The sequence below is a fragment of the Streptomyces sp. NPDC008001 genome, assembly GCF_042958085.1.
In the GTDB taxonomy this organism is placed as follows: domain Bacteria; phylum Actinomycetota; class Actinomycetes; order Streptomycetales; family Streptomycetaceae; genus Streptomyces.
The window spans coordinates 478,619-491,507 of record NZ_JBIBIZ010000001.1 but is presented as its reverse complement, the minus strand read 5'-3'; the positions used below and the strand labels follow the sequence as shown (position 1 = coordinate 491,507).

General features: G+C 73.3%; 7 protein-coding genes. 1 reads left to right on the top strand and 6 read right to left on the bottom strand.

The features are described 5' to 3' along the window. Positions 1–2: 2 nt before the first annotated feature. Complete coding sequence (locus ACFZCD_RS02175) at positions 3–293, bottom strand: acyl carrier protein (RefSeq protein WP_391826928.1); 291 nt, start codon at positions 291–293, stop codon at positions 3–5. 87 nt (positions 294–380) lie between these two features. Next, positions 381–2,045 (bottom strand): ACP S-malonyltransferase, encoded by a 1,665-nt coding sequence (gene fabD / locus ACFZCD_RS02170; RefSeq protein WP_391826926.1) that lies wholly within the window; start codon positions 2,043–2,045, stop codon positions 381–383. A gap of 282 nt (positions 2,046–2,327) precedes the next feature. On the opposite strand from fabD, the gene ACFZCD_RS02165 reads away from it, so the two are divergent. Continuing rightward, complete coding sequence (locus ACFZCD_RS02165; RefSeq protein WP_391826924.1) at positions 2,328–6,044, top strand: BTAD domain-containing putative transcriptional regulator; 3,717 nt, start codon at positions 2,328–2,330, stop codon at positions 6,042–6,044. Positions 6,045–6,129: 85 nt separating this feature from the next. On the opposite strand, the gene ACFZCD_RS02160 is transcribed toward ACFZCD_RS02165, so the two are convergent. From ACFZCD_RS02160 to ACFZCD_RS02145, 4 genes are all read right to left on the bottom strand, one after another. Beyond that, positions 6,130–9,489, bottom strand: a complete 3,360-nt coding sequence (locus ACFZCD_RS02160) for an NACHT domain-containing protein (protein WP_391826922.1) — start codon at positions 9,487–9,489, stop codon at positions 6,130–6,132. A gap of 307 nt (positions 9,490–9,796) precedes the next feature. After that, positions 9,797–9,958, bottom strand: a complete 162-nt coding sequence (locus tag ACFZCD_RS02155) for a hypothetical protein (RefSeq protein WP_391826920.1) — start codon at positions 9,956–9,958, stop codon at positions 9,797–9,799. Between the two features lie 739 nt (positions 9,959–10,697). After that, positions 10,698–11,354, bottom strand: coding sequence for a hypothetical protein (locus ACFZCD_RS02150; protein WP_391826918.1), 657 nt, complete (start codon positions 11,352–11,354; stop codon positions 10,698–10,700). A 326-nt stretch (positions 11,355–11,680) separates the two neighbouring features. Then, on the bottom strand, positions 11,681–12,682 hold the full coding sequence (locus ACFZCD_RS02145; RefSeq protein ID WP_391826917.1) for a terpene synthase family protein: 1,002 nt from the start codon (positions 12,680–12,682) through the stop codon (positions 11,681–11,683). Positions 12,683–12,889: the final 207 nt, after the last annotated feature.

Here is a 12,889-nt window from a genome sequence, read left to right as displayed (position 1 = left end):
GGTCACCGGTTCCCGAGGGCCCGGCTGCGGGCGGCGCCGACGGTGGCGGTGATGCCGGACAGCGAGACCATGACGCTGCCGAGCATCTCGTCCTCGCCGAAGCGCACGTCGTAGTGCTGCTCGATGTGCGCCATCAGCGAGATGTAGCCGTACGAGTCGAGGATGCCGGCCTTGAACAGGTCGGTGTCCTCGGTGACCTCCCCGTCGAACTCGAACATGAACTGCTCTTCCATGTACTTCTTGAGTTCCTGCGTCAGTTCCTGCATCTGGGCCTGCTCCGGTTGCTGCTTCATGGCTCTGCGTCACCCTCGGCTTGTCGTTCTGGATGCGATGCGCGCCGGCACCCGGTGCGCACGGACGTGGTCGCTGCCCGGTCGCGGCTATGCCGCCGCGAGCCCGGACGCGACGATCCGGGCCAGTGCGGGCCAGTGGTCCCGGATGAAGAAGTGGTCACCGGGGAACCGGTGCGAGGTCAGGGGCCGGGTGCTCTCCCGCTGCCAGGCCTCGACGTCGGCCGGGGTGAACCACTCGTCCTCGCCGGTCATGGCGGTGACGGGGACGTCGAGCGGCGGGGCTTCCTCGTGCACGTAGGCGCCCAGCGCGGCGAAGTCCGCCCGGAGGACGGGCTCGAAGAACGCCATCAGGTCCGCGTGGTCCCACAGCTCCGACGGGATGCCGCCCAGCTGCTTGAGGTGGTCCCAGAAGGCGTCGGTGGGCAGTTCCCAGGTGTGGCGCTCGCGGCTCGGGACCGACGGCCCGGACTCCCCGGAGACGAAGAGGTGGACGGGCGCGGGCAGGCCCTCCTCGCGCAGCCGCCGGCAGAGCAGGAACGCCAGCCGGGCCCCGAGGCTGTGCCCGTACAGGGCGAACGGGGCGTCCAGCCGGTCCCGCATCTGCTCCAGCAGGTCGCCGACGATCGCGGCGGGCTCCCGGAGCAGCGGCTCGGCGGCCCGCCGGCCCCGTCCGGGGCGTTCCAGCGTCACCACGTCGGCGTCCGGGCAGTGCGCGGCCAGGCCGGCGTAGGCGCGCTCGTCGCCGCCCGCGTAGGCGATGCAGAACAGCCGGGGGCGTGCCTGCCGCGCCCGTGGTGACGTCTCGGGGGCGGGCGTCTGTGCGATCTGTGCGGTCATGCGCGTCAGGACTCCGCTCCCGCCGGTTTCGCGGCAGTTGCCGGCGGAGGTGTGCTCCAGCAGATAACGGATGCTTTCCAGCCACCTCACGGACCCGGAGATCTGGTCGCTCAGCGTCCGGGCGACGTCCCCGTCGGCGTACGGGCGCGCCGTGAGGTTGGCGATCACGGTGGCGCGCAGGGGCGAGAACCGGAATCCCTTGAGGAAGGCGGCGAACTCGTCGCGGGCCGGTGCCATGAACCGTGAGTGGAAGGCGGCCGAGACCTTGAGCCGGGCGGTCCTCGTCCCGCGCTCGCCGAGGACCCGCTCGGCGCGCTCGATCTCGTCGCGGTCCCCGGACAGCACGGTCTGGGAGGGGGTGTTGACGTTGGCGACGTCGAGCCGGGACAGGCCCTCCGCCACGAGGAAGGACCGCAGTTCGCCCTCGCTCTTCCCCACGACGGCGAGCATCCCCCCGCCCGTGGCCCGGGCCATGAGCTCGCCCCGCTTGACGACGAGCTTCAGGCCCGTCTCGAAGTCGAAGGCGCCCGCGGCGTGCAGCGCGTTGTACTCACCCAGGCTGTGCCCGAGGAAGTACGTGCCCTCCGGCTCGCCCTTCTCCAGCGCGTCCCGGTAGGACAGGGCGTTGACGACGTAGAGCGCGGGCTGGGTCCAGCGCGTGTCGTCGAGCCGTCCGTCCGGGTCCTCCAGGCACAACCGGGGGAGGTCGTAGCCGAGGACGTCGTTGGCAACGGCGGTCAGCTCGGGAAAGCGGTCGAAAAGCCCTGCTCCCATGCCCCTGGCCTGCGAGCCCTGGCCGGGGAACAGCACGGCGCACGACCCCGTGACGGAAGTCCTCACACCGCCCCCGCGGCCGTGTGCTGGTGCGTCATGTTCATGTGCCCCCCGTGTGCGGTGGTCTCCGATGGCGTGCATCGTGCGCCACCGCCCTTGCGGGCAGCCTGGTCATGTCGCTGACGTTTCCTTGCCGACGCCTGCAGCCGTTTCCGGCCATCCCGGCGAAGACCTTGCCGACTCCTTGCCGTTCACTTGCCGTTGGCCGGACATGATCTTGGATTGTCCTGTTCCCTATGCCAGGATCCGATAGGGAAGGCACCGGTTGTGCAGTTCCGGTGTGCACTGCCGGTACGGAGTGCCGCCGTGCAGTTCCGGAAGCCCCGTCAGCACCCGTCGCGCGCCAGAACGATTGGGACCTCCATGCCCGTACCCCCGACGCCGGACCCGTCCCCGAAGACCGCGGCGACGGCGCCCGCCCCCGTCCCGATCGAGCCCCTGCTGAGCGTTCTCGGCCCCATGGCGGCGTGTCACGGCGGGCAGGACCTCCCGCTGGGCCCGCCGCGCCGCCGTGCCCTGCTCGCGTTGCTCCTCATACGCCTGGGCCGGGTCGTGCCGACGGAGCTGCTCGTCGAGGAGCTGTGGGGCGAAGAACCGCCGCGCCAGGCCGTCGCCACGCTCCAGAGCCACGTCTCCCACCTGCGCCGCGCCCTCCAGCCGGCGGCCGGTCCGGACGGTGCGTCGGTGCTGCGCCACCGGGCGGGCGGCTACGTCCTGGAACTCAGCCCCGGGCAGATCGACGCCTGCCGTTTCGAGCTCCTGGTCACCGAAGGGCGGCGACTGATGGAGCAGCGCGATCCGCTCGCCGCGCGGGACCGGTTCACGGAGGCGCTGGCGCTGTGGCGGGGCGCGCCCTACGGGGAGTTCGACGGCCACCCGCCGCTCAGCGACGAGAGCACGCGGCTGGAACACGTCCGTCTCACGGCCGTGGAATCCTGCGCCGAGGCCCGGCTGACCCTCGGCGCGGCCGAGGAGGTCGCCGCGGACCTCGACCGCGAGGCGCGCAACAACCCGGCGCGCGAACGCCTCGTCGGCCACCTCATGACCGCCCTGTCCCGGCTCGGGCGGCAGGCCGAGGCGCTGGAGGTGTACGAACGGACGCGCAGCCACCTGGCCGAGGAGTTCGGCGTCGGCACGGCCGCCGCACTCCGCCGCGTGCGGACGGCGATCCTCCGCCAGGAGCCGGGGACGGGGGAGCCCGGGGAACGGCGGGGGCCCGGCGCCGACGGACGGGCGGATGCAAGGGCAACGGGCGTACAGGCGGCGGACGTGCGGGCAGCGGACGTACGGGCCGAGGTGATAGCCGAGGCGAGGGCCGACGGGCGGGCGCCGGCCCTCGCGGACCGGGAGCGCCGGCCGCTGCGCGGGGTCGGCGCGGGCCCGGGAGAGCAGCACGGCCCCGCACTCGGGACGCCGGAAGGCGCGGCAAGCACTGCCCGGGCCGGTGAGGCACAGGTTGAGGCCCCGAGGCGGCTGCCGGCTGCTGCCGGGGACATCGGGGGTGCAGCCGGTGCCGGGGAACCTATCGGAACCGGGGCCGCCGAGGCGGCGGCCGCTGCCGGTGAAGCGGTGCGGTGGGACGGCCCGGACGATCCGGGTGAGCCGGGCGAACCGACCGCCACGACGGGCGTCGCGGAGAACGCGGCAACCGAGCAGGCCGGAACGACCGAGGCAACGGCAGGGGCTTCCGCCGCGGCGTCCGCTGGGGCGACGGGAACGGCCGGGGCCGGGCGGTCGGCCTGCCAGTCACCGTTCACGGGCCGCAGCGAGGAGCTGGAGCGGCTGACGACCGCGGCGTCGAGCGCCCTCGCGGGCCACGGACACGTGGCCGGGGTCCTCGGCCCCGCCGGAGTCGGCAAGACCCGGCTCCTCTTCGAACTCACCCTCCGGCTGGAGGACACCGGCGGCAGCCGGGAGGACGCGGGCCTGGAGGTCATCTGGAGCCACTGCTTCCGTAGCGAGGGCGTGCCGCCCTACTGGCTGTGGACGCAGGTCCTCCGGCGGCTGGCCGTCACCCGCCCGGACGACTTCCGGGACGCGACGGCGCCTTTCGGCGCTCTGCTGGCCCCGCTCATGCCCGAGCGGTCGGCGGGCCCCGGCGGCGGTCCGGGCCCCGACTCCGACTGGGGGCAGGCCCGGTTCCTCACCCACGACGCGGTCTGCGAGGTCCTGCTCGCCCTGGCCGGCCGGCGGCCGCTCGTCCTGTTCCTGGAAGACCTGCACTGGGCCGACGCCGCCTCCCTCGATCTGCTCCGGCTGCTGAGCACGCGCAGCCAGGGCTGCCCGCTCGCCATCGTGCTCACCGCCCGCGAGTTCGAGGTCGAGTCCGACGCCACGCTGCGCCGGATGCTCTCCGAGGTCCTGCGCGGCCCCAGGACCGAGACCCTGCGCCTCGGCGGCCTCTCCCGGCAGGCCGTCGCCGACCTGGTCGTGGCGCAGGCGGGCCCGGGCGTGGACGCGAAGGTCGTGGAGGTGCTGCACCGGCGCAGCGAGGGCAACCCGTACTTCGTCATGCAGCTCCTCTCCCTTCTCGGGGACGCCCGGAGCCTGCGCCGGCCGGACGCGGTGGAGGTGCTGCTGACCCGCGTGCCGACCGGTGTGCGGGAGGTGCTGCACCAGCGGTTCGCCGCGCTGCCCGAGCCGGTCCTGCAGGTGCTGCGGCTGTGCGCGGTCATCGGCTCCGAGGTCGACACCGACCTGCTGCACCGCACGGCCACGGAGGACGAACCGGTCGCCGAGGCGATGGACGCGGCCATCCGGGCCGGGCTGCTCGGCGAGGACCCGCACCACCCGGGGCGGCTCCACTTCGCCCACGCCCTGGTCCAGGAGACGCTCATCGACGAGCTCGGGCGCGAGGACCGGCAGCGGTTGCACGCCCGGGTCGCGGAGGCGCTGTGCGCCCGCAGACACGGTCACGCGGGGGACGCGGCCGTCGAGCAGGTGGCCCACCACACCTGGCACGCGAGGAGCGCCCTGCCCCCGGCGGAGGCGCTCCCCCGGCTGCTGCGCGCCGCCGAGCAGGCCGAGCAGCAACTGGCTTACGAGCAGGTGGAGACCTGGCTGCGGCGGGCGGTGCAGCTCATCGACCTCCTGCCGCAGGACGACCCCTCGGCCGTACCGCTGGAGCAGCGGCTGCACGTCCAGCTGGGCCAGGTGCTGGCCACGACCCGCGGGTACGGCCATCCCGAGGCCGAGAGCGCGCTCGCGCACGGCCGTGCCCTCAGCGCGGCCGCCCAGGCGCCCGAGGACCCGTCAGTGCTCTGGGCGTTGTGCGCGGCGTACCTGGTCACCGGCCGTTACGACGCCTCCCGGCGCTTCTCCGGGCTGCTGCGCGACCTCGCGGCGCGGCACCACGAGCCGGTGGCGGTGCTGGGCGCGGCGTACGGCGAGGGCATCGTGCTGCACGTGCGCGGACGGCTGTCGCAGGCGCTCACCGAACTGGAGTACGGCGTCGAGATGGCGGACCGCTACGCCGGCGAGGGCCACTCGCTGGCGCGCACCTTCCAGCACGACCCGCGCGTCTCGTGCCGCTCGTACAACACGTTCACCCACTGGCTCCTCGGCGACCGGCAGACCGCCAGGGCGCGCCGGCGCCAGCTCCTGCACCTGACCGAGTACGACAGCAGGCCCTCCGACCGCTCCTTCGCCCTCTACGTGGACGCGGTCGTGGCGGCGTGGGAGGGCGACGCCCGCACGGCGCGCACGTCCGGCGCCGAGGGCGTCCGCCTGGCGGGCGAACACGGGCTGCTCTACTGGAAGGGGATGCTGGGGGTCGTCGAGGGGTGGGGCCTGGCGCACTCGGGGTGGGAGGACGAGGGCCTGACCCTGATGCAGGCGTCGCTGGCCGAACTGCGCCGCTCCAACACCCGCCTGCGCCACCCGCTCCACCTGGGCCTCCTCGGCCAGGCCCAGCACCACGCCGGGCGCCCGGAGGAAGCGACGGCGACGTTCCGGGCCCTGCTCTCGGCCGTCGAGCAGCGCGGGGAACACGTCTACCTCCACGAGGCCCTGCCCGCCACGCACCTGCTGCGCGAACACCTGGGCAGCGGCGGGGCGGAGGCGGACGCGGTGGCCATGTGAGGTGACGCGGCGGGAACGTCACCGGGCACCGGCACGGGCGGCGGGCTCCGGCACCGGAGCCGAGGGCCGCCGGCAGGGTGCGGCGTCAGGCCGGGAGGCGGCCCAGGAAGAGGCTCGTCCTCACCTTGACGCGTGCCCGTCCGCCCTGGTCCTCCACGATGCGGGCAAGTTCCCCGAACAGCGGCTCGCGCCTCTCCGGCGGGAGGACCCGGTAACCGGCGTACGAGGCGAGCAGCCCCATCAGGCCGGACGTCGCGCGTTCGTGGGCGGACTCGTACAGGCGGTGGCGCAGGTCCACCAAGCCCTCGCCGTCCATCTCGCGCCAGTGGCGGGCCGCCGGGCCGTGGTGCGCGGGGCGGGGGCGGGGGTCGAGGAGGGTGTGCGGGGGGACGTCGACGTCGTGCCGGGCGTGGGCGGCCGTGAGGGAGGCGACGAGCCCGTCGTACTCCAGGATCCAGTGGTTCCAGAAGAGGGCCGCGGCCGCGCCCGGCAGCAGGGCGGCCTTCGCCCGGGCCCAGCGCACGTCCGGGTCGACCCAGTGCCAGGCCTGGGCGCAGTACAGCAGCCCGTAATCCGCGCTCGCGCGCCAGGTCTCGAAGTCCGCGACGTGCACGGTGACGTCGCGATGCGACCCGGCACAGCGCTCCCGGAGTGCCCGCGCCATCCGTTCGTCCGGCTCGACGCAGGTCACCGGGATGCCGCGGCTCGCGAAGGCGAGCGTCGCCTTTCCGGTGCCGGCGCCGACCTCCAGGGCCGGGACGCCGCGGTCCAGGCGGGCGAACTCCAGCACGTCGTCGACCAGTTCCTCCGGGTAGCCGGGGCGGGCCGCGTCGTACTGCTCGGCGTCGTCGCCGAAGACGCACCGCTGCTCCCGGGCCCGGGTGTCCTCCAGCGCCGCGATGCGCTGCCTGACCTCTTCGCGCACGATGGGGTCAAGCTGAGGGGCGTACTCAAGGCAGGATCCGGCCAGCCGGTGCAGTACTGCGCGGTGCGTTTCCTCCAGGTCACCGCGCCTGAGGAGGCCGAAGAGGATGCCGGTGCGCTCGCTCGGCCGTGCGTGGGCGGTGGCCATGCGGATCACGTTCTCCCACCGTTCGTGGTGGGCCTTGACCTCCAGCTCGCCGAAGCTCGCCTCCTCGACGAAGTCCCGGGCGGCGAGGTAGTCCTGGAAGGTGCGGTGAATGAACTCCACGCTGCCGGGGAGGGGTTCGCGGAGCACGCCGCTGCGCACGAGGAGATGGTGCAGGACCTGTGCGGGGGTGGTCCCGCTGACGACGAGGTCCGGCATATCGCAGACGACCCGTTCGAGGACCCGTACGGCGATGTCCCGATCGATCCGGAAGCGGCCGTTACGGATCAGCCAGGAAGCGAGGGCCTGGAGCAGTCGCATGCTCTCCTCGCGGCTGAGCCGGACGCCCTCCACGCCCGTGATGCGGCGTTCGGCGTCCCGCCGCACGAGAAGCATGTCGAGGGCGGCTTCGTACATGTCCATGCGCCCGATCGGCAGCACGCCGCGGCGGTCCCGGTGCAGAGCACAGACGAGCGCACAGAGGAGCGGCGTGGCGGCGAGGGCGGACAGGTCCGGCCGCCGCAGCATTTCGGCCTGGAGGGTGCTCTCCAGCTCGCCGAGGAGCCGGCGCTCCCTGTCGCCCTCACCTGCGCGTGCGGCCTCGTGCCAGGCGGCGATGAACGCCCGTACGTCGGCACTGTTCATCGGCCGCAGCATGAGGTGGCGGAAGCCCACGTCGTCCAGCCAGCTCTCGGGGACGGCGGTGGCGCGCGTCGTGACCACGTAGCAGCCGCGCGGGTGGGCCTCCAGCATGCGCTGCAGCCATTCCCGGGTCCGCGCGCGCCGCTCCGGGGGCACTTCGTCCACACCGTCGACCAGTACCAGCGCGCGCCCCTGCTCGAGGATCCGGTCCGCCCATCCGTGCGGCCGGCGTCCGACGAGATCGAGCGGGCAGGCGACCGCGGCCAGCAACTCTCCGGGAGGCGGGAGCGGATCACCGGGCGCCAGGTCCAGGGAGCGCAGGGACACGACGAACGGGACGCAGCCGTTCAGGTAGCGCAGCCTGTCCGGCAGGGTCCGCCGTGCGGCGTTGACCGCCAGCCACTGGAGCAGCATGGTCTTGCCCGAGCCGGCGGGCCCCATCACGACCGTCCGCTGCCGCCCGGCCAGGGCATGCTCGACCCGCTCCGACGCCATGGCGGATGTGCCGGCGAGCTCCAGGCTCAGGTAGGCGAGGTCCAAGGGCCATGGCTCGTGGCCGCCCTGGCCCAGGGCCGCACCGAAGATCTCCACATGTCCGTACCGCTCGACGACGTACTCGCGGTAGCGCTCCTCGAAGGCCGCATCCGCCCTGGTCACCGGGTTGTGCGGGGTTGTACGGGACAACCCGCCGGCCGGTGCGCCGCTCTCGCCGCCCCCGGTGTCCGGGGGCAGGGCGGCGGAAGCCTGGGCGATCTCCTCCTCGGCGGCCCGGAGCGCGTCGCTGCCGGTGTCCAGGACGGAGCGGGCCTTGCTGAGGGCCTCGGCGTAGTCGCGGAGGAACGCGGCGTCCGGGTCGGGAGGCACCGGGATGCCGTCGGTGGCGTTGGTGCCGGAAATCCCGTGCTTGACCCTCCTCGATTCGCCACCGCGGAAGAAGTGAGGGAAGTCCCCATCGGCCCCGCCCGTGTCCTCCAGGCCGCCGTACCGCCTCCGCAGCGCGCCGACCTCCTCCTGGAGCCGCTGGACCAGCCGCTGGGCACCGTCGGCCAGCCGCAAGGCTTCGTCGCGCTCCCGTTCTGCGCGCCGGACGGCTTCCTCGGTGCCCTCTCGCTGGTCCTCGGCCTCCCGCAGGTGGCCTTCCACGACGGTGAGGGCGCGGGGGTCGGGCGTGCGCTCGGCGAGCAGCCGGTTGCGGTCCTGCCGGAGGTCGCTGATCGTCGCCTGCAGCCGCCCCAGCATCGTCAGCAGCACCATGACCAGCTGGTTGGTCCGCATCCGGGCGAACTCGCTGTCCGCCCGTGCCTGCTGGAGACGGTCGATCCGCTCGTAGGCGGCGATGATCCGGTCCTTGGCCGCCACGAGCTCCCGGTGGGCCGGCCCGGGTTCGTCCCAGGGCGTGGGGTTGTCGCGGGCCGCCTCCCACAGCTCCCTGACGTCCGCCAGCTTGCGCTGCTGGGCGTCTGCGTCGCCCGGGGTGCAGACGTCGGCGACCGCCTCGACGAAGGGCCAGGTCAGCCCCTTCCCCGCACAGAGGTCGTACAGCTTGCGCCGGACCGGGACGGCGTGGTCGGGAAAGTGCTCGGGGCTCAGACGGGCGTGGAGGCCTCCCACGCTGATGCCGGCCTCGTCCAGCCATGTGCGCAGGGCCTCGGCGACCTCGTTCGCCTCTCGGCTGGCCCCCCGCAGCGGACCCCACGGACGCCCGGCGCGGCGCCCTTCCGGTGCATCGGGCACGACAGGCCCACCTCCCCTGCCTTTGTCCCGGGACAACCCGGTGTTGTCTCCCCGACAACATCCAACCCGTTCCCCGCGCCGCGGCGCAGGGAGATGGTCGAGTTGTGCCCCGGACCCGGGGCGCCCCACCACTTCTCCAGGAGCCCCACCATGACCGACCACGACCGCCGTCCCCTCGCCGTCGTCCTCGCCGCCGTCTCGGGGTTCTGCTCGGGTGCCGCCCGCGCCGTCATCGCCTGGGTGTTCATTCATGTCCTCGACCGGGACTAGGAGCCGGCCGACCGGCGGTGACGGCGGCCGGCGGGCGTCAGGTGCCGGAGACGACCTCCGGGCACTCCGCCGCCGGCTGCCACGCACCCAGTTCCAGGGCCTGGGCCTGCTGGGCGGCAAGTCCGAACCGCTCGGCCACGTAGTCGCGGATTGCATCCCCGGCGGCCGCCGCCCGCGCGCTCCGAGACCGTCTGCGCATTGTGGCGTACCTGGGCTTTCCGGTGGGTCAGTCCCCCGTTGGGGTAGTCCCGCAGGGCCGATTCCAGGCCGTGACTTTGGCCTTGTGCACGTTGGCCACTACTGGACGTGCCGCCAGCTCGTGCCGTCCACGACGTGGCGGGTGGCCCGCTCGGAGATGCCGAAGGCGTGGCCCAAGGTGGTCAGGTGCGCGCCGGCTGCGGTCGGCCGACCGGATCGCGCGGACCGTGTCCTCGTTCAGCTTGGCCGAGCTGTTGCCCATGCCCGAGGACGGGTGAAGGTCGGGCACGAGGGTGTCCTGGCGGAACGGCCATCGCATGATCTCCTCGGCGCTCAGCGGACGGCGGCCGGGGAGGACAGTGCTGGTCAACCTGTCGATCTCCATAGGTGTTCGGTGGGGTCACGGGCCCGCCGCGGTGGTGCCTCGACGCGGCAGACCCGCAGGGTCACGTCCGGGCCGCTAGGGCCCGTCCGAGGGGCGGGGTGACGGGGTTGGACACGTGGTGGGTGATCCGGGCTATGGGCCCGCTTGCCGAAGCGTGTCGCTGCAGCACGAAGCCCTTGAGGGGGTTCACGGTGCGCTCGATCTCACCGGATGTCGATGCCTCTCTTGGTCTGGAACTCCACGAGTTCCGGACGCAGCGTGCACAGCGCGGGACCGCCGATGGCTTCCAGCTTGTTCTCGGCCGGATGGCCACTCGCCCAGGCCGACTGAACCGTGTGTTCGACTGACGTCGTCCCTAGCGGGGCGGAGCGTCCAGAAGGTTGGTGATGAGCTTGCGCAGCCGCCCCTCGACCACCGGCTGTACGCCGTGTACGAGCTGCGCGCCGTAGACGATGGCGGTCCCGGCGGGCGGCGCGCTCGTCCAGCGGGTCCGGGGGATTCGTCGTAGAGCGGCCAGGGCCTCGGGCGGGGCATGGTGCGAGATCTCGCGAGCCAACCGGGTACCCGGCAGGAAGCCGCTGCCGGGTTCGGCGGTGCGGTCGGTCCACAGGGCTTCGGACGAGGAGGTGTCGATGAAGAACTCCCCGCCGCGCTCCGCCTCCTGGAGGTGGAAGGCCACCCGCGCGACCCGCTGCGGCCGCGCGTGGGGATCGTCCACGCCGTGCAGGTGCGGTGCTATCTCGTCTCCGGGCTTGAGGTCGTGGTAGTCCCACGGCGTGACCCCGGCGATGGAGGGGAAGACCCGCCGGATGGCCGGCAGGGCCCGTTCGACGGCGTCGTTGAGGATGTCTTGCACTTCGCCGGGCGGTGTCATGCCGTCACTGGGGCGTGCGGGACTCCAGCCCGTCGTGTCGAGGTACTCGTCCAGTGCCTTGATGACGTGGGAGGTCTCGTCGTGGGTGAGGAAGCCCTCGATGGTGTGCACGGCCAGCGTCTCGGTCATGTGGATCACGTGGTGACTCACACCTCTCGCGGTGGTCGGCGTGGAGCGTTCCGTCGCTGTGATTGCACCGGGCGGGATCCGGGGAGGCAACCGCTGGGGCGTACCCCGCAGAAGCGCGGGAGCGCATGCGCGGGCGCATCAGGGGGCGCACATGCGTGTTCCCTGGCACGCTCCTACCGCGGCTGGGGTCGTGCCGACCCACGTTCCAGAGGGCGTACCGCTCCGCGCCACCGCCCACCGCGCCTTGCGCGCGGCGGGAGACACTGCGGCGGGAGACAGTGCGGCGGGCTGACGGTGCGACGGGCGGCAGCCGGAGCGGGCCCCCGGTGCCGTCGTCACCCCGGCCCGTTCGCTTCCGGTACGGATACGAAGAGGTCGTGGACCGGCGTGAGGGCGCCCTGGCGGGGTGGTTCGGGCCGGGTGTAGCGGTCGGCACGGTAGTAGTAGTCGAAGCAGCCCCGGACGAACTTCCGGTAGGCGGCGGCGCAGGCGAGGACGCCGGCGCGCGCCGGACCGGCGATGCCGGCCGCGTCGAGCTGGGCGGGAAGCTCCCGGGCAGCGGTGAGCATCTGGTCCGCGCAGCGGTCCAGCATGCCCGCGACGCGGTCCGCGGCGGCCTCGGGGGACAGCCCTTCGTGGCGTTCCACGAGCACCACCGCGTTGTGGAAAACCCCCACAGAACGGTCCTTGGCCACCGACCACAGGTCGTTGTTGAGCCCGGTGTACTCCGCGGCGGCCCGCTTGAGGTCCTGGAGGCCGGGCAGGTGGCGCAGCGTTTCGGGCAGGTCCAGGCCCGCGCCGAGTTCGGCGAGGGTGAGGAACATGTGGGCGCCCACGCCCCGCGCGCGCCGGTAGCAGTATGCGTCGAGGGAGGGGTACCGGTCCGTGGCGCGGTCGACGGTGTCCTCGTAGTACGTCCAGAACCAGTCCTCGGTGTCCCTGCGGAACTCCTTGTTCCAGCCCCGTGACCTGCCCGCCGACATGCGCTGCCAGATGTCCGCGAAGGCACGGGTGGCCGGCGTCCGGCCGGGGTCGCCGTCCAGGACGCGCACCAGCGAGGCGAGCGCCCCTTCGCACCGGGCGGGGTCCCGGCCGTCCGGGCCGTCGTCGAAGTCGTCGTCCATGATGAACGTCCAGTACAGCCACTGGGTGAGCCGGACGAGGTCCGCCGGGGCGGCGTCGGGGTAGGCCAGGGCGGTGGTGTCGGTGATCCTGGCCCGGCGCAGATTCTGCTGGGAGGCCGGGGACTGGCAGATGGCGAAGCGGGCGAGCCAGGACCGCACGGCGGCGTCGGCCCGGGGGGCACCGGGGTTCGGGGCGGCGGGCGGAAAGGGCATCTGGGGCGAGGGCATCCGGGGCGCCGGAACGGCACCCCCCGGCCCGGGGCCCCGCTGCTCGTCCCTCTTCCTCTGCGGGATGCCCGTTTTCACCTGCATGGGCGTCGTCCTGCCTCTCGTCGTCGGGACCGTCGGGACCATGGGGTTCGTCAGGACCATGGGGACCGTCGGGACAGAGCTGTCGTTCGGAGCGGGCATGAGCCGCCC

What these genes read in the sequence shown, in the direction of transcription:
- ACFZCD_RS02175 (WP_391826928.1), bottom strand. Translation starts at nt 293, where the DNA reads ATGAAGCAGCAACCGGAGCAGGCCCAGATGCAGGAACTGACGCAGGAA.
- fabD (WP_391826926.1), bottom strand. Translation starts at nt 2,045, where the DNA reads ATGCACGCCATCGGAGACCACCGCACACGGGGGGCACATGAACATGAC.
- ACFZCD_RS02165 (WP_391826924.1), top strand. Translation starts at nt 2,328, where the DNA reads ATGCCCGTACCCCCGACGCCGGACCCGTCCCCGAAGACCGCGGCGACG.
- ACFZCD_RS02155 (WP_391826920.1), bottom strand. Translation starts at nt 9,958, where the DNA reads ATGCGCAGACGGTCTCGGAGCGCGCGGGCGGCGGCCGCCGGGGATGCA.
- ACFZCD_RS02145 (WP_391826917.1), bottom strand. Translation starts at nt 12,682, where the DNA reads ATGCCCTTTCCGCCCGCCGCCCCGAACCCCGGTGCCCCCCGGGCCGAC.